Annotated in this window: 11 protein-coding genes; 5 read left to right on the top strand and 6 right to left on the bottom strand. The window is 43.8% G+C overall.

Annotated features, from left to right (window positions below; all coding sequences use genetic code 11):
- The first annotated feature begins 211 nt into the window (after positions 1-211).
- The 4 genes from H6G28_RS04615 to H6G28_RS04600 all read left to right on the top strand — a co-directional run bounded on the left by H6G28_RS04615 (position 212) and on the right by H6G28_RS04600 (position 3,877).
- On the top strand, positions 212-586 hold the full coding sequence (locus H6G28_RS04615) for a hypothetical protein (protein WP_190593780.1): 375 nt from the start codon (positions 212-214) through the stop codon (positions 584-586).
- Positions 587-932: 346 nt separating this feature from the next.
- Positions 933-1,286 carry a hypothetical protein gene (locus H6G28_RS04610; protein WP_190593783.1) on the top strand — a complete coding sequence of 118 codons (354 nt, stop codon included), beginning with the start codon at positions 933-935 and terminating at the stop codon, positions 1,284-1,286.
- A 383-nt stretch (positions 1,287-1,669) separates the two neighbouring features.
- Positions 1,670-1,987 carry a hypothetical protein gene (locus H6G28_RS04605; protein ID WP_190593787.1) on the top strand — a complete coding sequence of 106 codons (318 nt, stop codon included), beginning with the start codon at positions 1,670-1,672 and terminating at the stop codon, positions 1,985-1,987.
- Between the two features lie 162 nt (positions 1,988-2,149).
- The gene (locus tag H6G28_RS04600) at positions 2,150-3,877 is read left to right on the top strand and encodes a succinate dehydrogenase/fumarate reductase flavoprotein subunit (RefSeq protein ID WP_190669246.1); all 1,728 of its coding nucleotides are present in this window, start codon (positions 2,150-2,152) and stop codon (positions 3,875-3,877) included.
- A gap of 41 nt (positions 3,878-3,918) precedes the next feature.
- Here the strand turns inward: H6G28_RS04600 and H6G28_RS04595 are convergent, their stop codons facing one another.
- The 3 genes from H6G28_RS04595 to H6G28_RS04585 all read right to left on the bottom strand — a co-directional run bounded on the left by H6G28_RS04595 (position 3,919) and on the right by H6G28_RS04585 (position 13,745).
- The gene (locus tag H6G28_RS04595; protein WP_190593791.1) at positions 3,919-10,533 is read right to left on the bottom strand and encodes a HAMP domain-containing protein; all 6,615 of its coding nucleotides are present in this window, start codon (positions 10,531-10,533) and stop codon (positions 3,919-3,921) included.
- A 923-nt stretch (positions 10,534-11,456) separates the two neighbouring features.
- Positions 11,457-12,899 (bottom strand): cardiolipin synthase, encoded by a 1,443-nt coding sequence (gene cls / locus H6G28_RS04590; protein WP_190669244.1) that lies wholly within the window; start codon positions 12,897-12,899, stop codon positions 11,457-11,459.
- A 9-nt stretch (positions 12,900-12,908) separates the two neighbouring features.
- Positions 12,909-13,745 carry an endonuclease/exonuclease/phosphatase family protein gene (locus H6G28_RS04585; protein WP_190669242.1) on the bottom strand — a complete coding sequence of 279 codons (837 nt, stop codon included), beginning with the start codon at positions 13,743-13,745 and terminating at the stop codon, positions 12,909-12,911.
- Positions 13,746-13,822: 77 nt separating this feature from the next.
- On the opposite strand from H6G28_RS04585, the gene H6G28_RS04580 reads away from it, so the two are divergent.
- Entirely contained in the window at positions 13,823-14,434 is a 612-nt protein-coding gene (locus H6G28_RS04580; protein ID WP_190589506.1) for a hypothetical protein, read from the top strand.
- A 343-nt stretch (positions 14,435-14,777) separates the two neighbouring features.
- Here the strand turns inward: H6G28_RS04580 and H6G28_RS04575 are convergent, their stop codons facing one another.
- The 3 genes from H6G28_RS04575 to H6G28_RS04565 form a co-directional block, all read right to left on the bottom strand.
- Entirely contained in the window at positions 14,778-17,414 is a 2,637-nt protein-coding gene (locus H6G28_RS04575; RefSeq protein ID WP_190669240.1) for a beta strand repeat-containing protein, read from the bottom strand.
- A 69-nt stretch (positions 17,415-17,483) separates the two neighbouring features.
- Entirely contained in the window at positions 17,484-19,637 is a 2,154-nt protein-coding gene (locus tag H6G28_RS04570; RefSeq protein WP_190669238.1) for an OmpA family protein, read from the bottom strand.
- On the bottom strand, positions 19,615-23,289 hold the full coding sequence (locus H6G28_RS04565; RefSeq protein ID WP_190669236.1) for a TonB-dependent receptor: 3,675 nt from the start codon (positions 23,287-23,289) through the stop codon (positions 19,615-19,617). The genes H6G28_RS04570 and H6G28_RS04565 overlap by 23 nt, the downstream gene beginning before the upstream one ends.

The raw sequence follows: 23,289 nt of genomic DNA, 5'->3' as shown, positions 1-23,289 counted from the left end.
CAAATTTTTCTAAAAATAAGTTAGTCCAAATTTACATTTTTTAACACTAGCAATGGTATTGACTTCCAGATTTTTTTGAGAAAGATTGATAATTAATGACTTAGGTATATCATTTCGACAAATTATTTGAATAATTAAATAATTCATAAGTATGTTTAACATTGCCAGTAAATTGAATAACATGGAGGAAATATACTGACGAGGGTATTAGATGGAGCCATTACAAAACCAGATTCTAACTTTGAGCCATAAACTGGATGCCCTCTACCAGGTAATTGAGCAGCTAGATTTTAAAGTTGCTCAGGCTTTCACAGAGTGTTCCTTGGCTAAAACATCTGTAAAAGATAATTATCAAGAAAATAGCGAGACTTTTCCCTATCATTTAAGAGGACAAATTAGTTTTAATCAAGAACTAGAACACAAGGATGTTCTGACAGATGGCGCTTATATTGATATGAATCGTCAAGGTGGGGATAAAGTTTTAACACCAGAAATTCAGATACAAAGACTAACAGCGCAACTAACCGCAGCTTACAATCGGATTGCGGCTTTAGAAGAACAATTACTCCGCGAAAGAATTCATTAATGGCTCATTAGTAGATATTCCCAAGGATTTTACCGGAACTTGTTAAGTCCGGTATTTTTGTTTTTATTAAGATTAATCCTTTCCTTTCCTGGCTGAGGAAAATTTGCACTAGGAAAAATTATTTTTGCGTTCTTTAAGTAATGTCCTACCCTGCGGGTTCACTGTTAGACGTTCTGCTCAGAGTAGCCTAAGAGTGCGTCTAGGTTTTTTCATAATTTTGCCTAAGTCCTGATAAGTCATAAGTATTTACTCCTTACTCATTTAGGAAACATAAGCTCCTGATGGACATTCATGGTACACGTAAGATTTAATTATTCTAAGCGGCCAGGAATTTTAGAGGAGACCAATGAATAAAATTATACTGAGTTTACTTTCCACTCCGATGCTGATTAGTTCTATTCTGTCGATGACAGCGATGGTTAATCAAGTACAAGCAGCAGAACCAGTAGTTAAAAATACTGAAGACCGTTTATCTTGTATCCGCAATAAGCATAAGGTTGGCTTAGTATGTGCTAGAGCGTCTGTGTTAGCACAAATCCCGACTGAACAGGCTGAAGTAGAATTTTCTAACGATAATGTGCCGATGTTAGAGTTTAGTGACCAAGAAAGCGAAATGGCAGTGACTTTGTTTGGTTGTGACTGTCCAGCCTGCATCAATTCGTTGCGTCAAATGAGTGGTGCTAGACCTTTGGTTTATTAAAGTTTCAACAGCGATCGCTTTCATTTTATCTTTTGTTAATCAAGATTTTAGCGATGCGATCGCTATTTTTTTATGAGAATTGAAATTAGTTTAAATATAGCAGAATGCAGAAGCTAAAAATAATCTATTCTGCCAAATCTAAAAATTAAATTAAATTAAATTTAAAATAATAAATCTGTTTTATGATTTTCAAAATCATTGGAGTGGTGATGAAAATTGTTAATTAAGTTTTGAAATCAAAATCTGCTGAATCAACAACTTTTGTAACAAACAAAACGAAGTGTAAAGTGATATTACAAACATTGCAAAAATATTTAGAAATTGTTTTATAGCCAAACATGGCTCTAACGTAGAACCTATAGGAAAGACTTGAGGCAAGTGTCATGAACATTAGTGATATAAAAAACTATCGATTTGTCTGTACACTCACTTTTGGCGATATTTACGGTCAAATTATTGTTTGGCTGATTACAATTGCAGTTAGTCTGGCATCTGCCTTAGCCTTGATGGGTGCGAGACGACCAGTATATGCTTTAGCAACTGTAGGTTTAATTGTGCTGCTTTCGTTGCCTTTCTTGCTATTTGCTTTTGTAACTACATTGTTAAATCATATTGAACTAGTTGCTGTAGAGCCAGGAACCAAAACTGTACCTATCCCTGGTAATATTTCTCAGCAAAAACCTGTACAAGCTACTACCTGAAAAGTGGGGAGTAGTAAATTTTATTAATTGTTGGTGTTGAATTCTGAACTAATGATTAATTTCCCTGTCAGCAGATGGGGAATTTTTTTGTACAGATCACAAACCACTAAGTGAATCCCGTCTCTACAATAGAAAGCAGCTTTTTGCGATCGGGGGCTAGTTATGCTGGAACATGATGTCATTATTGTTGGGGGAGGATTGGCAGGTTGTCGGGCGGCGGTGGAAATTGCCCGTACTGACCCCAGTTTAAATGTTGCTGTCATTGCCAAAACTCACCCTATCCGTTCTCATTCGGTTGCAGCCCAAGGCGGAATGGCTGCATCGTTAAAAAATGTTGATACTGAAGATTCTTGGGAAGCACATGCTTTTGATACTATCAAAGGTTCTGATTACTTAGCAGACCAAGATGCAGTTGCAATTCTCACCAAAGAAGCGCCAGATGTGGTAATTGACTTAGAACATTTGGGTGTTTTATTCTCGCGCTTACCTGATGGACGCATTGCCCAACGGGCTTTCGGGGGACATTCTCACAATCGCACCTGTTACGCGGCTGATAAAACTGGTCACGCAATTTTGCATGAATTAGTCAATAATCTGCGGCGTTACGGTGTGCAGATTTATCAAGAGTGGTACGTAATGCGCCTGATTTTAGAAGAAGGACAGGCGAAGGGTTTGGTGATGTATCACTTATTGGATGGGCATATTGAGGTGGTCAGGGCAAAGGCGGTGATGTTTGCCACTGGTGGTTATGGTCGCGTTTATAACACTACTTCCAATGATTATGCTTCTACAGGTGATGGTTTGGCGATGACTGCACTTGCAGGTTTACCCCTGGAAGATATGGAGTTTGTGCAGTTCCATCCCACAGGCTTGTATCCAGTGGGGGTGTTGATTTCCGAGGCTGTGCGGGGAGAAGGGGCATATTTAATCAACAGTGAAGGCGATCGCTTTATGGCGAACTATGCACCCAGCCGGATGGAACTAGCACCCCGCGATATTACCTCACGGGCGATCGCTTACGAAATTCGGGCGGGACGTGGTGTGCATTCTGATGGTAGTGCTGGCGGCCCCTTTGTCTATCTCGACTTGCGCCATTTGGGCAAAGAAAAAATCATGAGTCGCGTTCCCTTCTGTTGGGAAGAAGCCCACCGCTTAGTCGGCGTTGATGCAGTGACTCAACCAATGCCAGTCCGCCCGACAATTCATTATTGTATGGGTGGTATACCTGTGAACACAGATGGGCAAGTTCGTAGTAGTGGCGATGGTTTAGTGGAAGCCTTCTTTGCGGCGGGTGAAACGGCTTGTGTATCTGTTCACGGGGCAAATCGTTTAGGTAGTAACTCGCTATTAGAATGTGTAGTTTATGGCAAACGCACTGGGGCGGCGATCGCCCAATATGTACAGCAACGTAAATTACCTTCCATAGATGAACAGCGTTACATCACAGAAGCCCAACAAGAAATTCAAGCTTTACTAGAACAACCAGGAGAGTATCGAATTAACCAAGTCCGCCAAGCCTTTCAAGATACTATGACCGAGTTCTGCGGCGTTTTCCGCACTCAAGAATTAATGAGTCAAGGTTGGGAAAAAATAACGCAATTACAACAAAAATATTCTCAAGTTTTCTTAGACGACAAAGGTAGCTGCTGGAATACCGAACTAGTAGAAGCTTTAGAACTGCGAAGCTTAATGGTAGTCGGACAAACAATTCTCGCCTCAGCCTTAAATCGCCAAGAAAGTCGCGGCGCACACTTCCGCGAAGACTTTCCCCAGCGCGATGATGTCAATTTCCTGCAACATACAATGGCTTACTATTCACCCGCCGGAATTGATCTTCAATATCGCCCCGTAGTGATTAATATGTTTCAGCCACAGGAGAGAAAGTATTAGCTAGATGTAGGAGATAGGGTGATGTGGCAATCATAGTCAGTTTACCGATATAGCCAAACGCGCAGTAAAGACAGTAATTGTTCAATATCTACGGGTTTGGTGATGTAATCGGATGCGCCGGACTCGATGCACTTTTCGCGATCGCCTTGCATGGCTTTGGCGGTGAGGGCAATAATTGGTAAGGTGATGAATCGGTTATTTTGGCGAATTAAGCGCGTAGTTTCGTAACCGTCCATTTCTGGCATCATTACATCCATTAAGATCACATCAATATCGGGTGTAGTTTCTAACATGGTGATGCCATCTCTGCCATTTTCAGCATACAGCACCTGCATGTGATAGCGTTCTAACATACTGGTCAAGGCAAAGATATTACGGACATCATCATCAATAATTAATACATTTTTGTTTGCCAGGATGTAATCACGGGCGTGGAGTTGTTCAAGAATTTGGCGTTTGGGTTCTGGTAAATTTGCTTGGACTCGATGTAAAAATAATGTCGTTTCATCAAGGAGGCGTTCGGGCGATCGCACATCTTTGACGATGATAGTCTCGGTAATGCGTCGTAGTTCAATTTCTTGGGCTTTGGTTAATTCAATCCCAGTGTAAATAATGATGGGTAATGATTCGCCGTTTGGCTGCTGTTTGATTTGCTGAAGCAGTTCAAACCCATTCATGTCGGGTAGCCCTAAATCGAGGACGAGACAATCAAAGGGTTGGGCGTTAATTGCTTCTAAGGCGGCTGTACCTGTGGCGACGGCGGTTGTGGCGACATCGCTGTTACCAATTAACTCAACAATGCTATGGCGTTGGGTGTCGTCATCTTCTACTACCAGTAAATTCTTCACCCGTCGTTCGACAAAACCTTTGATTTTATTTAAAGCTTCCGAGATACTTTCACTGCTGGCAGGTTTTTGCAAATAAGCTAATGCCCCTAATTGTAAACTCCGGCGTTTACCTTCTTCGACGGTCATGATGTGAACCGGAATGTGACGGGTATTTGCGTCATGCTTTAACCTGTCGAGGACAGTCCAACCATCCATATCAGGTAAGCGGATATCGAGTAAAATCCCGGCGGGTTGGAATTGTTGGGCGAGGGCTAAACCATTAGTACCACTTTGGGCGGCGATGACTTTAAAACCTTGCTGCTGCGCCATATCCAAGAGGATGCGAGCAAAATGAATGTCATCTTCGACGATTAATAATACGCGATCGCTGTTTTGGATATCAATGCGATCGTCTTCTAGAAGGGGGGAGGGGGGAGTTGGGAGTGGGGAGTTGGGAGTGGGGGGTTGGGGAGTGAGAACTAGTTGAGATGTGGGTTCTGGCAGAATGAAGGTGGAGTCAGAATCAAATTGGGGTAAGTAGAAGGTAAATGTACTACCTTGACTAACGTTACTTACCAAGGTGATTTCGCCACCAAATAAACGGGCGATTTCGCGGCTGATGGATAAACCTAAACCTGTACCGCCGTATTTGCGGCTGGTAGTACCGTCCGCTTGTTGGAAGGCTTCAAAAATCACTTTTTGTTTTTCCGGGGCGATACCAATTCCTGTATCGATTACGGAAAAGGCGACTACCATTGGGGCGCGGTTCAAGCTTTCTTGATTCATACTCCACCCCTGCTTGGCGACTTCAATGCGTAAGCGTACCTCTCCCCGTTCGGTAAATTTAAAGGCGTTGGAAAGGAGATTTTTCAGGACTTGTAACAAGCGTTTTGGGTCAGTATAAACGGCTTTTGGTAAATCAGCACCGGTTTCAATGCTGAAACTGAGTCCTTTATCTTGGGCGATTTGGCGGAAGGTGCGTTCTGTTTGATCTCGCAAATCTGTCACTAACATCTGCGACATATCAATGGACATGGTTCCCGACTCAATTTTTGCTAAATCTAAAATGTCGTTAATTAACGCCAACAAGTCATTCCCCGCCGAGTAAATTGTGCGGCTGTATTCCACTTGTTTGGTGCTGAGGTTGCCATCGATGTTATCGGTTAACAACTTCGCTAAAATCAACAAGCTATTTAATGGTGTCCGCAGTTCATGGGACATATTCGCCAGAAATTCGGATTTATATTTGGATGACAGCGCCAATTGTTCGGCTTTTTCTTCCAAAGAACGTCTCGCTTGTTCAATTTCTAAGTTTTTGCGTTCAACTTCTTTCTTTTGCAACGCCAGTAATTCGGCTTTTTCTTCGAGTTCGGCGTTGGTTTGTTGTAACTCTTCTTGTTGTTTCTTGAGTAAATCTTCGGAAGTTTTGAGAGACTGGGCTTGTTGTTCGAGGCGTTTGTTGGTTTCTTTGAGTTCGTTTTGCTGAGTTTGCAGTTCTTCGGCTAAAGATTGCGATTGTTTGAGTAATTCTTCGGTACGCATGGAAGCGGCGATAGTATTGAGAACGATCGCAATACTTTCGGTAAGTTGGTCGAAGAAGGTTAAATGAATCTCACTAAAGCGGCGGAAGGAAGCTAACTCAATCACGGCGGTGACTTGTCCTTCAAACAACACAGGTAAAACTACAGCGTTGAGTGGAGAAGCTTCACCCAAACCAGAACTAATCTTGACATAATCGCTGGGGATTTCCGTTAACAAAATTCGCTCTTTTTCTAAAGCGCATTGTCCTACCAAACCTTCACCCAAATGGAAACGGTTGGCTAGATGTTTGCGTTCGCGGTAAGCGTAGCTGCTGAGTAATTTTAGATATGCTTGTTGTTGTTCGCCTGCATCCATTAAGTAAAATACGCCATGTTGTGCGCCTACTAATGGTGCAAGTTCCGAGAGAATTAATTTGGAGACTGTTTCTAAGTCGCGCTGACCTTGCAACATCCGGGTAAACTTGGCGAGGTTGGTCTTTAACCAGTCTTGTTCGGTGTTCTTTTGGGTTGTCTCGCGCAAATTGGCAATCATCTGGTTGATGTTGTCTTTGAGGATTGCCACTTCCCCTAGTGCTTCCACGGAAATTGACCGGGTTAAGTCGCCTTTTGTTACCGCCGTCGCTACTTCTGCGATCGCCCGTAGCTGTGTTGTCAGAGTTGCGGCTAGTTCATTTACGTTATCTGTCAGGTCTTTCCAGGTTCCCGCCGCCCCTGGTACCCTGGCTTGACCACCAAGTTTACCCTCAATTCCCACTTCTCGCGCTACGGTTGTGACCTGATTGGCAAAGGTCGCTAGAGTATCAATCATTTCATTGATGGTTTCCGCTAAGGTTTCAATTTCACCCTTCGCATCTAACATCAATTTCCGCTTCAAATCTCCATTCGCCACGGCGGTAACAACTCGCGCAATTCCTCGCACTTGGGCGGTTAAGTTACCCGCCATTGAGTTCACATTATCGGTGAGGTCTTTCCAGGTTCCCGCCACACCTTGTACCAAAGCTTGACCGCCTAATTTTCCCTCGGTTCCCACCTCCCGCGCCACCCGCGTTACCTCACTGGCGAAGGAACTGAGTTGATCCACCATTGTATTAATCGTGTTCTTCAAGTCGAGAATTTCACCCTTCACATCCACGGTGATTTTCTTCGACAAGTCCCCATTCGCCACCGCCTTAGTTACTTCCGCGATGTTCCTTACCTGGGCTGTGAGATTCCCCGCCATTGAGTTGACGTTATCGGTGAGGTCTTTCCACGTCCCACCAACGCCACGCACATAAGCTTGGACACCAAGTTTACCTTCCGTTCCCACCTCACGCGCCACCCGTGTTACTTCCGACGCGAAGGAATTAAGTTGATCCACCATTGTATTGATAGTGTTCTTCAACTCCAGAATTTCACCCTTCACATCTACAGTGATTTTTTTGGATAAGTCGCCATTCGCCACCGCCGTTGTCACTTCCGCGATGTTTCTTACCTGGGCTGTCAAACTTCCCGCCATGAAATTCACAGAGTCGGTTAAATCTTTCCATGTCCCCGCCACACCTTTGACTTCGGCTTGAACACCGAGTTTTCCTTCCGTTCCCACCTCTCTTGCTACTCTCGTTACTTCCGACGCAAAGGAATTAAGTTGATCCACCATTGTATTGACGGTGTTTTTCAACTCCAAAATTTCACCCTTCACATCCACAGAGATTTTCTTGGATAAGTCGCCATTCGCCACCGCCGTTGTGACTGCTGCAATGTTTCTTACCTGGGCTGTCAAACTTCCCGCCATGAAATTCACGCTGTCGGTGAGGTCTTTCCATGTCCCCGCCACACCTTTAACATCTGCTTGGACACCTAACTTACCTTCACTTCCGACCTCACGCGCCACCCGCGTTACTTCACTGGCGAAGGAGTTGAGTTGATCCACCATGATATTGATAGTGTTTTTCAACTCCAGAATTTCGCCTTTCACTTGGACAGTGATTTTTTTCGATAAGTCCCCGTTGGCGATCGCGGTTGCAACTTCCGCTATACTACGTACTTGGTCGGTGAGGTTCCCCGCCATCATATTCACCGCACCTGTTAAGTCTTTCCAAGTTCCCGCCACACCGCGCACTTCCGCTTGAACACCCAGTTTTCCTTCTGTACCCACCTCTCGCGCCACTCTAGTTACTTCCGATGCAAAGGAACTGAGTTGATCCACCATTGTATTGATAGTGTTCTTCAACTCCAGAATTTCACCCTTCACATCCACGGTGATTTTCTTCGACAAGTCCCCATTCGCCACCGCCGTTGTGACATCCGCAATATTTCTTACCTGGGCTGTCAAACTTCCCGCCATGAAGTTTACAGAGTCAGTCAAATCCTTCCAAGTCCCCGCCACCCCGCGAACTTCCGCTTGGACACCTAATTTACCTTCACTTCCGACCTCACGCGCCACCCGCGTTACTTCACTGGCGAAGGAGTTGAGTTGATCCACCATTGTATTAATCGTGTTCTTCAACTCCAGAATTTCACCCTTTACATCCACGGTGATTTTTTTGGACAAGTCACCATTCGCCACCGCCGTTGTCACTTCCGCGATGTTTCTTACCTGGGCTGTCAAACTTCCCGCCATGAAATTCACGCTGTCGGTTAAGTCTTTCCATGTCCCCGCCACACCGCGCACATCGGCTTGGACACCTAACTTACCTTCACTTCCGACCTCCCGCGCCACCCTGGTGACTTCTGATGCAAAGGAACTAAGTTGATCCACCATGATATTGATTGTGTTTTTCAACTCTAGAATTTCGCCCTTTACATCTACAGTGATTTTCTTCGATAAATCACCATTTGCGATCGCCGTCGCAACTTCCGCAATATTACGTACCTGTCCTGTCAGATTTCCCGCCATCAAATTCACATTATCAGTGAGGTCTTTCCAAGTTCCCGCCACACCCCGCACTTCGGCTTGGACACCCAGTTTTCCTTCTGTTCCCACTTCCCGCGCTACTCTTGTAACTTCCGACGCGAAGGAATTGAGTTGATCCACCATTGTATTAATAGTGTTCTTCAACTCCAGAATTTCACCCTTCACATCCACCGTGATTTTCTTCGACAAGTCACCATTCGCCACCGCCGTTGTCACTTCCGCGATGTTTCTTACCTGGGCTGTCAAACTCCCCGCCATGAAATTCACGCTGTCGGTTAAATCTTTCCACGTCCCCGCCACACCTTTAACATCGGCTTGGACACCTAACTTACCTTCGCTTCCGACTTCCCGCGCCACCCTTGTTACTTCTGACACAAACGAACTGAGTTGATCCACCATGATATTGATAGTGTTCTTCAACTCCAGAATTTCACCCTTCACATCCACAGTGATTTTCTTCGATAAATCACCATTTGCGATCGCCGTCGCAACTTCCGCAATATTACGTACTTGTCCTGTCAGATTTCCCGCCATCAAATTCACATTATCGGTGAGGTCTTTCCAGGTTCCCGCCACACCCCGCACTTCGGCTTGGACACCGAGTTTACCTTCCGTCCCCACTTCCCGCGCTACCCTTGTTACTTCCGATGCAAAGGAGTTCAACTGATCCACCATTGTATTAACGGTGTTTTTCAGTTCCAGAATTTCCCCTTTGACATTGACTGTGATTTTCTTCGATAAATCACCATTGGCGATCGCTGTGGCAACTTCCGCAATATTACGCACCTGCCCCGTCAAATTTCCCGCCATCAAATTCACATTATCAGTGAGGTCTTTCCAAGTTCCCGCCACACCCCGCACTTCCGCTTGGACACCGAGTTTACCTTCCGTCCCCACTTCCCGCGCTACCCTGGTAACTTCACTCGCAAAAGAACCCAGCCGCTCTACCATTGTGTTAACAATATTGGCTGTTTGCAGAAACTCGCCTTTGAGGGGTTTACCATCTATTTCTGTGGCGATGGTTTGAGACAAATCCCCATTTGCCACCGCGCGAATCACCCTTGTAGTTTCGGCTGTCGGTTGGACTAAATCTGTAATTAGAGTATTGACAGAATTCACACAATCTGACCAAGAACCCCGCACAGTTCCTAAAGAGGCGCGTTCTGTAATTTTCCCTTCTTTCCCAACCACATTCCCAATGCGCTGGAGTTCTAACGCCATCCGTTCATTTTGCTCAATAATATCGTTGAGCGTGTCAGCAATTTTACCTGCCAAACCAGTATTTTCCACGGACATCCGAACCGAAAAGTCACCTTTTTTCACAGCAGTGAGTGTTTTCAGCAATTGTTTTAAATCAAGATTGTCGCTTTCTCTGGTTAACTGTTCGGTTGCCATTGCTATATCCTGGGGAAACTGGGGAGTGATTTTAGGGCGATGAGATTAATACTGCACACTCATAATGTTGCAGAGCGTTATTATCCAAGAATCATCGTTAAGCCACACATCTACATACCAAAATTGATATGTCTTGGATAAGTAAATTGATGCTTAAGTATAAATGCTTTTCAGAAGAGAATTTTTTTGCTGATTGTTAACTAAACTCTTGCTGAAGATAGTTAAAAGTCATTTTTAATATAACAGACTCATTATTAATAAATATCAATGATTTTAACTCTAGAATTTATCTAACTTTAGGAGGAATAATAGATTATTTCTATCTAACATAAGGTAGAAGACAGTATGAAATAAATTTGTTATTTGGAGGTGGGAACAATTCTATTTGAGGCTGCATTTAATCTTTTATCTCTTCTTTCTTTGTGTACTTTGCACCCTACCCTGCGGGTTCGCCGTCAGGCGTTCTGCCGAAGAGTGTGTCTATGTGGTTCGTTATCTAATTCAGTGTATCTTCATACAGAATTGGTATGACAGGAAAAGAATTTGCAGATAAACTTTATACACAAAGATGTATTGACAAAATTCGCTCTCTTTTAAGTAGTTAAACATAATTAATTACACAAAGTCATTGCGAATGGAGCGAAGCGAAATGAAGCAATCGCAAGGGCTGGGATTGCTTCGCTTCGCTCGCAATGACTGTAATTAATTTTGCGTGGTTACTTAACTTATTTGCGCGAAACAAAAAATATCTATAGGAATCCGGAATGGGGGGTCGGGAGTAGGAAAGAAGCCTGATCTGAATGTACTGATTTCTGAAAAAAATCAGTACACCTACAAAATGCTCTTTTCTACTCCCTACTCCCAGCCTTTACAGATAATTTCAACAATCAAAGCGGATTCCTATATGAGAAGTAAATCTATGACTACAACAAAGGAGTGAGTAAACGAGAGATTCTCACAGCTAACTTGAACCACAAAGGTTTTTGCTCATATTCGGCAAAATCTACGGTTACAGAAGCAGCTAAATCGGTTTTTAACATTTTCTCAACGCTGTTGACAAATTGACCATCGATAATAAAACTCATAACTTCAAAGTTGAGAAAAAATGAGCGATTATCTAGGTTGACTGTACCTACTCCTGCTAAATCATTATCGATGAGGATGATTTTTTGGTGCATGAACCCATGTTTGTAGCGATAAAACTTGATATTGATGGGTTTCATTTCATTGTAATAAGAAAAGGAACAAAGATAAACAAATAAGTGATCTGGTCGGTTTGGTAAAATAATGCGGACATCTACACCGCGCATTGCTGCTAACTTTAAAGCTGTCAGAGTTGAATCATCTGGAACAAAATAGGGAGTCGCTATCCACAGGCGAGTTTGAGCTTGATTGATAGCATTCACGAAAAAAAGTTGACAAGCTTTGTGTTTGTCGGCGGGGCCTGTGGGTAAAATTAATGCTGTTTGGTTGGCTTCCCAGTTGGGTTGCACTTGCCAGTTAACATCGATAACTTGACGATTTGCCCAATACCAATCTTGTAAAAAAGAACTTTGTAGACTTTGAACAGTCGGCCCTTGCAGTTTTATATGGGTGTCGCGCCAAGGACTGAGACGGCGATTTTTTCCGACGTAATCATTACCAATATTTAAACCACCAGTAAATGCAATTTCACCATCGACTACTAAAATTTTGCGATGGTTGCGAAAGTTAAGCTGAAAACGATTACCTCTACCTTTGGTGGTATGAAATGCGCTGACTTGAATAAAATTTTGGCGTAGAGAGTTGATATAAGTGCGAGGTAATTTGTTAGAACCAATTTCATCGTAGAGAAAATAAATCCGAATGCCTTGCTGTGCTTTCGCAATTAAAGCAGCTTGAAATTTATGACCTGATTCATCATCATCAACGATGTAAGATTGCAGCAAAATATAGTTTTTCGCCGAGGCGATCGCACTTAACATCGCTGGATATGTTTGCCGTCCATCAATGAGTAATTCTGCCGCATTACCTGATGTAAAAGCAACGCCTGTAAATGTTTCTGCTAATGGTGCTAGTGATTTTAATTTTTCGGGGATGACAACTTGAAATTTAGTGATTTCTCTATACGCTTTGTGAACTAATTTTTGATGTTCAGAAAAGACTGAACGTAAGGCTTCAGCATAGCCATGAAATTTAGTTCTGCCTAAAATCCAGTATAAAGGTAAAGCCAGCCAGGGAAATGTAACTAACGAAATACTCCAGGCGATCGCACCACGGGAAGAACGTACAGTCATGACTGCATGGGCAGCATGGGCAATTCCCAAGGCATGAACGACAACGGTAGCTGCACTCAAAAAAGTGAGGATGCTAATGTCTACAAGCATCTTTATTTCTTATATATCGACATAACTAAATTCTGCCAGCAATGGCTTGTGATCGGATGAATTAATTTCGTCTAAAACTTTGGCACTGGCGGATTTTTCAGTTAATCCTCGATAAAAAATATAATCTAGGGGTGGTGACAAAAGGAACCTTTTAATCTTCTTGCTTTCATGAGGGGCAAATTCTACTGACTTTAACCCTAATTTAGTGACAGCTTTATCTAAAAGTATGGCTCGTTGACGATTCCAAGTATTGAAATCACCAGCAAAAATAATCGGCCCGTGATGTGTAGATAAGGCTAATTCTATTTCTTGTAATTGAGTTTTAAATTTGGTTAAATCAACAAAATTAATTAAGTGACTATTAATAGTTAATAGGGTTGTTTGCTGGTGAGATAAAGCATATTCTGTAATTAATGAAACCTTGGGCGTGTTTACTAAAGGTTCATAGTGTTTAGTAACTATCGCTTTCTTGCTGAGAGGACTAATATTAGCTGCTGTTAAAATCCCTGAATAAGTTTGATGATGGGTATCAATAAAATTCGGTGCATAAGCCCAACTCAATTTGTTAAACCCAATAATTTGTTCCACGCCTACACTCATACGGACTTCTTGACAGAAGATTAAATCAGGTTGGTACTGTCGCAGAATGAGGTAAAAATCTTTAAACCAACTTTTGTCAAAGTTATTTTTAGCAATATTCCAGTTTAAAACCTTAATTGAGTGAGGCTTTAGTTCTGTTTGCAGTTCATGACTGTTACCGAGTGTAGATTCATGGGTACGAATGAATCGATAAGAGGGAACAAACTGTCTGGCGAAAGAGGCAATGTTTTCTTTGAACTCAGACATGACTCAAATTTACTAAACTTTATCTATGTTAAATTATTCCCTAGTTGCGGATGTTTACGCTAACAAGGTCAATTAATATGGCATTTAGTAATTATAAAAGTATTAGTACAGTCATCAAAAAATTCCAAATTAAATATATCCAGTCTAATTTTATGTCGGAATTAGATTTTCCTGTTCCCCCATTTTTCCAAGAAGAATTAGATTTACTATTTATAGATGGAGTTATAGATAATTCTGAAGATGCTATTTGTGAAAATCTGATCTATCCAGTTTTAAAAGAAGTTTGGAAACCTTACCGGAGTAAATTAACACTTTGGAGCCATGAAACATTGACTTATGACGAAGATTTATCAGGAGTTCCAGATTATACAGTCACCCAACGAAATCCTCTAGGAACAGTTGTATTTGATAAACCCTATTTTCTGACAGTAGAAGCTAAACAAGACAAATTTGAAGAAGGTTGGGGACAGTGTTTAGCTGAGATGATTGCAGTCCAAAGAATTAACGATGATTTTGTCAGCGATATTTTTGGAATTGTGACGAACGGCAAAGTATGGCAATTTGGCAAGTTGTCTGCTGATGTTTTTACTCGGAATAAAGATTTGTATGTTATTCAAGATTTAGATAAATTGTTTGCGGCAGTTAATTATATTTTTCAACAATGTGAATTAAAAACAAAGCCTGCCTAGCTTATCTACAACGGCAAAGCCAAACGCAGGCTAATTATATGCTTATTTGAGCTTCATTGTAGGAGCGATCGCTGGCTATGGACTCTCCTGTGCCGCCACCCCGACAGACTCTCCCCTTCAGCTATATAAGTGAGTTAGATATGATGCAATATGAAGAATAAGAGGACGAATAGGTGTTACATAACAGTCTTGCTATCGCAATCCTCAATAATTTTAGAACATCTTTATTTCTTGTCCTCTTTGTTCCTGGATGATGGAAAATTTTGTTAATTGGAAGTCTTCTCAATCAAAAATGCTATCCTTCTGTAGCAATTAAGTATTGTGAACTCTCCCAATCATTCTATTAATCCACTCTGACACGAAAACGTACAAAACCGAAATTACTACCTGCTGTATAGTTGAGAGTGCCGAAATTCACCACTACTGCTCCTGTGGGATTAGTTTGATTAGGACACACATTATTGGCACTTAAAGGAGCTAAAGGCGAGAAAAAGCTCCCATTATCGCCATCCGCAGCATTAGTTCTGGGTGTAGTTGTGTTAGCTAAATTCACTAAAATTCCACTAGCGGAAGCAAAGCTGTTACTAATAAATGTTGTACCTGTAGGGATAGGGTCACAAAATCTGGCATTTTGTATTGCCTGGTTGCCATCGGCGAGAAAGTAAATTGTATATTCAACTTCGTCGCCACTTTGTAAGGTGAATTGCGAACTCAGGTTAATAATTCCTACTGGGAAAAGTTGAGACCAACCTGCGGCGTTATCGTTCTGGTCATTAGGATCATCAATAAAACTCCCAAAGTTAACACCACTCAAAGGCAAACCATTTCTGACAACATTGGTAATTCGTTTCACACCCCGCAACCTTAAAATTGGAGTGGGTATAACAGAACCCACTGCTACTTCCTCTCCTACTGTTGCAGGGTCGTAAGTAACGCTAGTTGTGCCATTTGTTGTGGTTCGAGTGGGGTCAAGATAAGTTGCAGTTGCACCATTGTTATACACTCCATCAGGCACAGTTGCAGCCACATCAGTAGTAAAGGTAATTTGCACACTTGCACCACCGGGTATGTTGAAGCTACCAAAATTCAGCGTTGTTGCACCAGCTGTAGGGTTACTGACACTAGTACGTGTTGCGCCTCCGTTCAATGTCACCGTAGGAGTAACCGAGCCATCAAAACTAAAACCACTGGGCAAAGGATCAGTAATATCAATATTGTTAGCAGTAGCTCGGTTAGTAGCATTGGCAACAGTGATGGTATAAGTTGCCTTACCTGGTTTCATAATTGGCCCTGGTGTGCTGGTGGTTTTTGTAATAGTTAGTTGGGGAATACATTGTGCGCCAGAACTGGCACCAGGGATAGTACCAACACCTTGGCTGATACCACTTGTACCTGCGGTAGCACCAAAATAAGGGTCAGCAGGATCAACGGGGTCTTTTGCTGTACCACTCTGCCCACCTGTAACGTTAACACTAGCACCAGAACTAGTAAAAACAACTCCACCACCGCCACCACCACCAGGGCCATGAGCGCCATCAAATGGTTGACTTGCACTGCTGAATCTGACATTACCACCGTTACCACCTCTGGCATTTACATTTAAACCAGTAAGGTTATTATTGGCAGACATCACCACCACACTACCACCCGCACCACCTCCGCCAGTACCATCTTGACGGACATCAAAGGCAGTGGCTCCATTAGCATTGATAGTACCAGTACCACTGACACTGCCAGTACGAATCAATACCATACCGCCACCAGCAGCACCACTACTAGCAATACCATTGGTCGGAACACCTATAGTTGCGCTAGTTGCCTGATTTGTTGTACCAGCACCACCTCCACCACCCAAGACAACACGACTGCTGGTAGCAGGAAAGTTAGCACCACCAAAACCACCAATAAATAACCCAGATGTCCAAGAACGACCGCCTAGACCGCCCGAACCTCCATTACTACCGCCGCCACCACCGGAGTTTTGCTCGTTGGTAGATGGTCTACCATCGGTACTACCGCCACCAGCGTTACCAGGTGCGCCACGGCCGTAACTCCCACCAGGATAGCCTTCAACACCAGTGTCAGTGGCTGAGATGGTGGCTGAATTCAGTACATACTGAGGTGTGCCAGCAGTACCTTCCCCTTTAGAACCGTTGGCATTAGTAGTGGATAAAGTAACATAATCTGTAAGACTACCAGTAGTATCACCACGTAGTTGGCGACCTGCGCCGCCACGGAAACCAATACCACTCACATCTACCGTGGCGCTGGCTAAATTCAGGTTACCTGCAACGTCATAAATTAAAATTCCGCCTGAAGCACCGTTCCAAGGTGCGGCGGTGAGGCTAGAACTCATGGTGGCACTGGAATATTGGGGTACGCGAATTACTTGATAGGTTCTTTGTCCTTGAGTTCCGAATGGGGTATTACTATAGGAATTAATTAATCCTCCGCCATTGATGCCTTGAATGGGGATGGAACTGCCAGATATTGGCCCGGTAGCGACAACATATTCGTAATTACCTGCGGTGAAGTTGGCATTGTTGAGGTTGCCACTAGCGCCTGTGGTGGCGGGAGTAAGGTTAACATTGCTATTATTGCCACCACCAGAAACTCCATTACCGTAACTATCTGTGTTGCTGGAGTTAATATCTGCGCCTTGCATTTGGATGATGAGCAACAAGTCACCTGCTGTAATGGGGGTGGTAGAACCGTTGGGGTTAATTGCACCGACAGGAATTGAGGTTGAACCTGCGGCAACGGTTGTATTTGTCGCACCAGGGTAGTAAGTGTTGATGATGCCGCCTAAACTGCTGGGGCCGTCTTTGCCAGGGGTGGCACATAATTGGGGTGTGACTTGGGCTGTGGCTGGTGTTTGGGTGAGTAATATTAGGCTTTGATAGCTGAGGGTAGTGAGGATGAGGGTGACGCTACGGATAAGTTTTAGGAGATGGTTGTGAGAATGGTGGGGTTTTAGCATTTTGAATAAACCGCAAAGGACACAAAGGTATAAGAGTTTAAGAGGGTTTTTGCGTAAGTTTTGAATTAGTTAAGAAGTTGGTTCTATTTGTAAGTCTTTCTCTTGTTCTTCAAGGATGATTTCTAGTCCTCTGGTATCTTTGAAAATTATTTCTACTCGTCTATCTCTGGCTGTATCGATGACGGTGTTACCGGAGGTTCTACGTTGTTTTTCGCCAAGGGTGCGAATGGTCATTCTTTCGGCGGCAATGCCTTGTTTTAGTAGGTAATTTCTAGCGGACATGGCGCGGCGTTTGCCTAAATCTAAGTTGTAGGCATCACTGGCGCGGATATCGGTATGGCCTTCAATTTCAATGACAATGAAGGGATATTGTTGTAAGACTTGGGCAACTTGGTTGAGGACTTTAGTACTTTCTTGGCTGATGAAGTCTTTATCTAAGGCAAAGTGGATGATGCGCGGAACTTTGAGCCGGATGGGTTCTGGTTTTGGTTCAGGTTGTGGGGTTGGTTGGGGTGGTTGGGGTGCGCTGACACATTTGGGCGGTGTGGAAGTTGCTAGGGGAGAAGGTGAGTCATTCTTTTCTGAGGGGTCTGTGATGATGGCGTTATAGGCTGGTTCGGAAGTACCGTATTTTGGATGGGTAGCGATCGCACTTATTCTCTCCCCAGCCCGCAAACCTGCTAAACTACCGCTAAAGTTACCTTTTTCATCAGTAGTCAAGGTTGTGAGTGGTTCACTCAAGGGGCCGTAGTTCTCGTTTCCCTGGACGCGATATATCTGCACTTGAGTACCAGGGTCGGCTTGACCACTAATTAAGGCTTGACCGTTCACTAGCAATAACTGGGAACTGGCAAACTCTGGTGCATTTATCGCGCCATTTGCTGTTTCCAGTCTGCGGTTGGGACTGTTGCGTTTGGGGTTGGGGCCATCTCCTCGTTGAAAGTCACTGATGTTTAGTTGTTGCTGGGTGTTGAGGTCAATACTTAAACCTTCTAAGTCGCTAAACTTGTTATTTTGAATAATGTTTGCGATCGCACTCCCAAAACCACTACCATGAGTACCAAATGCTGTCACTGCTACTCCCGGCCCGGTTTGGTGGCGAATTTCGTTATCGCTGACTTGATTTGCGTTCCCCATTAAGTAAACTGCGGCGCGGCGCAAACGTCTACCGTTAAAGGTGATGCGGTTATCGTGAATTTTGACGTTACCTGTGGGCTTGAATAAATAAATACCAGCCCCATCGTTACCGCAAATCAAATTTCCTTGCAGTTGGGAATTGGCAATTACTCCTTCTAACCTCACAGCATCAGGCATTCCGGCTATACCGTTACCAACAATGATGTTTTCTGTCATTAAGGTATTTTCAGCACGTACTGAGGTAATAATTGCACTACCTTCATGGTAAGAAATACGGTTGCGGCGGATTGTTGTTCCGGTGCTGTTGAAAACGTAGACACCAAACGCTGAGGTGTTCTCTGGCATTTTCTCATCTGGGGTAATGCCTAACCAGTTGTTTTCAATTACCACGCCTTTGGGGGGAATATCTTTGTCTCCAAAGGGAAAGTTACTGTTTGGTGGTTGTTGCTGTTGGGTATTGGGAGGCGGTAAGCGATGGGAAATAAAAATATCAGCTGGTGGTGTGGTTAAGGTTGCGCCTTGGTTCAGGGAACGGAAACCGTAGATGCTTAAACCGCGAATCTGCACATTATCAGCAACGACTGTAAAACCACGCAATATCTCTTGGTTGGCGGCGGGGGTGATGGTGACTATTGGTTGAGGGATGGCAATTTCCGCAGTTGCAGAACGGGAAGCATCGTAACTTGGTTGGCTAGTACCGTCTATGATTAATTTTGGTGTGGCTAAGGCTGGTAATTCTTGCTGTAGTTGGATAGTGGTTTGATTTGGCGGTAAGTTAAATTCTATTCGTGGGTTGTCGTTGCTGGGTTGTATCTGCGCTTTTTCTTGGTTACTCAGTTTTTCTACGGGGAGATTACCGTTTACTAAGGCAATGGCTTCGCGTAAGGTGAGTTTGTCGTCTGGTTGTATTTGTCCGTCTTGGTTACTGTTGACTATGACTCTGACGGCTGTGGGGGATGATTGAGCGATCGCAATTTGGGGGATGATTACAAGTAAGAAAGGAACGAACCGCAAAGGGCGCAAAGGACACGAAGGAAGAGGAAGAAGAGAGGGTTTTAGGGAATTAAGGGGATTTTTTGGTATCATTGCTCTCTAAGGCTACTGGTTGAATTACTGACTCTTGCTGTTGTGGTGGTACTACTTTTTGCCTACCGAAACCACCGAAAAGCTCGTTGAGTTTAAAGCTGATGTTTAAGTAGGGGCCGCCTGCGGAGCGATAACCGCTAAAATCTCGGTCATCTGCGCTCCCGAAGGCGTAACCTACACCAATTCTTAAATCTGGTGTTAAATGATACCCACCTTCGATAGCTAAACCAAATTCGTTGAAGCCTTGTTCTGGTTGACCTAACCAACGTCCTTCGACGGCTAAGTCTGTGCGGTAGCCTAGTTGGTAAGTTGTGCGTAACTGCGCTAGGTGAACGCTGCTGTGATTGGTAAAATCTTCGGCTAGGGAAGTAGAACTGCTGCGGAAGGCGTATTTACCATACAATTCCCATTGCCAGTTGGGTGCATAAATCGCTTCTGCGGAGAAAATATGATCTATGGAACCGTTACCGCTACCGGCTAATAAGGTATCGGGTGTGGTGGCGGGGTTTTGGCGGTATTCGTATCCTAATAAAGCGTTGAATTTATCGTCGTTGGGGTCACGGTAAGCTAAACCGACGCGCAGATTTGCGGTGTCTCCTAGTCCTTGCAACAGTTGGTTTGCGCCACCGGCTTGTTGATAGCGTACCGCCGCAGTTAAAGCTGGGGAAAGTTTACCGGATGCGGCGGCGGAAATTACTGTATGATTGCCTTCGCTGCCACTACGATGTTCTAATCTGGCGTTGGCTTGGAAGTTGGGGTTATCGGTGTAATCTAAGCCGATGCTGTAAACATCACCTGCAAACAAACCTAATGAGGAAGCACTTTGTCCGACTGCGTAAGGTTGAGCAAATCTGATACCTGTGGCGGAATCTCCAAAAATATCTTTGAAGATGTGTTCGTAACCAAGGCTTAATTTTAATCCTGGTGCGAGGCGGATACCGTGATTGAGGGATACGGAACCTTGGTCAGTCATTCCATCCGCACCGCCTAAAATTGAGTAACGACCTCTGACGGTGGTATCTGGAGAAAATTTGTGTTCGACAATTGTATCTAGACTGGTGATGCTATTGCCTTGTAATAACCCACCTTCATAAAATTGGTGTGCTAGTCGCATACTTACGCCAGGATACAATGCCCAATCTAAGCCGAATGTGGTGCGGTTGGGATAGAGTGGGTCGCTTTTACCTAAGTTGAGTTCGTTTTGCGCGTGAAATGTGAGTGATTCGGATAAGGGAACGTCAAGACGAGAGACTAACTGGCTGGCGTTTCCGTTGAATTGGTTAGTAATGCGGTCTTCGCGGGAACGGTTGACGTATTCCAGACTTAAATCTGATTGACCGATTTTTTGTTGAATACCTGCGCGAATAGTGGTGAGGGAATTATTAATTTTGCTTCCTGGTGCGGCTTGAGGTTGGGGGTTGAATAAGTCAATTAACTGGGTGCGTTCGGCTGGGGCGATACCAAAATTGTCTTCGCGATCGTACCCTAGATTAAAGCTGGTGGTTTGTCCCAGTTTCCCTGTTAAGGCTGCACCGTAGCGAGTTTGTCCTGGTGTGAAACTCCAAGTGGCGTTATTGGCAAAGTTTTCGGTGACAGAACGATAGTAAGCCTGTCCTTGGAAGTTTTTACCGAGATTCGCACTGGCTTCTAAACGGTACGCAGAACCACTGACGTTACCAAAGGCGAGGGTATTGTGGCGAGAGTGTGCATATTCCCCGATAATTTGCCCAGAATTACCTAAAGGTGCAAAGAAATCAAATCCGTATAGTTCAAAATCTTGCTGTCCTTGGTCTTCTTTGAGGTAACTTGCACCGATAAATGGATTTCCGTTTTGACTATTTTCGGAATTTCTCAGGTTATATTGCAGTCGTCCGGCGTAAAGTTTGCTGTCTTCTCCCGCGTCGTTTTGATAGGTAACAACGATGCGGCGTACCAAAGTTTTACCAAAGGGGTTTAATTCTGTGGCGACAATGGGACGACGGAATAATAATGTACCGCGATCGTAATCTATTTCATAGTCGGAACCACGGGATAAAGCTTTACGTTCCAAGACTGTACCGGGACGATTGATTTCTTCGGCTTCAATAAAGACGTTTTCACTACCAGGAATAACTAAGCGGCGAGAGAGGAAGTAGTAACCACTGGTTCCGTTGGGGGTAATTGTATCGCGTTGGAAGCCTTGAATATTGTTGGCGTATAAGGCTGTTAGTTGCAGTTTGCCAAAGTTGTAATTACCTTTGAAGCCGTGCAGTTGTCTGGTGGTAGCTGTATATAACTGGGATGATCTGGCAAACTCTTCAGTGCTGTAATCACCCCACATAAAATAGTCTGATTCTGCACCTCGGATATCTGGCGTGCGTTCAATGCGAGCATAGACACTATCTGTAGAAGGTGCAGTGTTAGTAAAGCTAGAACTATCACCATATACGGGATAGTCTTTTTCACAAGATTGAATACCACCAAACAGGCGGTTATCTCCGTTACAGTCTTGATTTAGGGGACGTTTGCTATTAAATGCGCCTGTAAATAACCAATCTCCAACTTTACCTGTGGCGAAGACTGCTGCATCTACATCTACACTTGTGCGACCGATTTTATCAGGGTTGAGATAGTCGCGGAAACTACCTCGGTAATCCGTACCACCTGCGCCAATCCTCACGTTAATGCTACCCGTGGCTAAGGAAGGACGTAAGTTGGTAATAAATTTTACATTGGTATAAGCTTCGATCTCTGCATCTTGATTAATAGCCGCCCGAATTTTCACGTTTTGGGCAATTAAACCTGCTTGGAGTGTGGCTGTAAACTCACCTTTACGCGCGAGTACCTGAAACCCTGGCGCATCTTTATCTTGATCTGCACCGACAAATTGACCTGCACTAGCTGTTAAGGTGACAGGAGTATCTTCGGTGATGATTTCGCCTTTTTCGTCGGTAATTTTACCTTCTAAGGTGATGAGAGAACGTCCATCGGCGGGGATTCTCGGTTCTTGGCTGGGTGCGATCGCAATTTTTTTCTGTACCTCTTCAACCGTGACTTTCACACTGATTGATTTACCATCAGCACCTTGAGCCGTAATCGTATTTTCACCTTTATTTAACGGCACGTTATACCAAATTAAGGTGTTTAACTGTTGTGCTTCGTCTTTATGCAAGTATTGAGAAATAGACGCATCTATGGGTTTACCATTCAATGTCACCGTGACTTGGTTATCAGGGTGATATTGAACTCCCAAGTTAGTCGTTTTGGCAGCTGTTACACCTGCAACTGGTGTGATAATCCGAATTTCTGAGTTAATAGAAGTTGCGGTTGCTTCTGGTGTCTGCTTGGTTTCAGCTTTCTCTCCAGCAGCCAACGCATCTATATGATCTGAGGAAATCTTCGCCTGATTGACTTCTGTGTTTTCTCCAGACGTGAAAGAGTCTATTTGATCTGAAGTGACTAACTTATCCGGTTGGCTTGGTCTTGGTGGCGAGAAAACAGCTTCGATATCATCTTCTACAGGTGCAATTAACTCTGGAACATTAGGAGATTCAACTTTTTGTTGTGTTTGTGGTGGTGTTTGTGCAGTCGCCGCCGCAACTGGGAGGATAGGAAATGCACTACAAATGCTTAATAATGTTAAGTCACGCTTTCTAGCACTAATCTGCGTCAT

It is taken from the genome of Nostoc sp. FACHB-190, from assembly GCF_014696905.1.
GTDB lineage: Bacteria > Cyanobacteriota > Cyanobacteriia > Cyanobacteriales > Nostocaceae > Nostoc_B.
The sequence above is the reverse complement of the archived record's forward strand: the minus strand, read 5'-3'. Positions and strand labels throughout refer to the sequence as shown.

Bases quoted from the DNA above. Each gene is read 5' to 3' on its own strand.
- H6G28_RS04615 (WP_190593780.1), top strand. From the start codon at position 212: ATGGAGCCATTACAAAACCAGATTCTAACTTTGAGCCATAAACTGGAT.
- H6G28_RS04610 (WP_190593783.1), top strand. From the start codon at position 933: ATGAATAAAATTATACTGAGTTTACTTTCCACTCCGATGCTGATTAGT.
- H6G28_RS04605 (WP_190593787.1), top strand. From the start codon at position 1,670: ATGAACATTAGTGATATAAAAAACTATCGATTTGTCTGTACACTCACT.
- H6G28_RS04600 (WP_190669246.1), top strand. From the start codon at position 2,150: ATGCTGGAACATGATGTCATTATTGTTGGGGGAGGATTGGCAGGTTGT.
- H6G28_RS04595 (WP_190593791.1), bottom strand. From the start codon at position 10,533: ATGGCAACCGAACAGTTAACCAGAGAAAGCGACAATCTTGATTTAAAA.
- cls (WP_190669244.1), bottom strand. From the start codon at position 12,899: ATGCTTGTAGACATTAGCATCCTCACTTTTTTGAGTGCAGCTACCGTT.
- H6G28_RS04585 (WP_190669242.1), bottom strand. From the start codon at position 13,745: ATGTCTGAGTTCAAAGAAAACATTGCCTCTTTCGCCAGACAGTTTGTT.
- H6G28_RS04580 (WP_190589506.1), top strand. From the start codon at position 13,823: ATGGCATTTAGTAATTATAAAAGTATTAGTACAGTCATCAAAAAATTC.
- H6G28_RS04575 (WP_190669240.1), bottom strand. From the start codon at position 17,414: ATGCTAAAACCCCACCATTCTCACAACCATCTCCTAAAACTTATCCGT.
- H6G28_RS04570 (WP_190669238.1), bottom strand. From the start codon at position 19,637: ATGATACCAAAAAATCCCCTTAATTCCCTAAAACCCTCTCTTCTTCCT.
- H6G28_RS04565 (WP_190669236.1), bottom strand. From the start codon at position 23,289: ATGACGCAGATTAGTGCTAGAAAGCGTGACTTAACATTATTAAGCATT.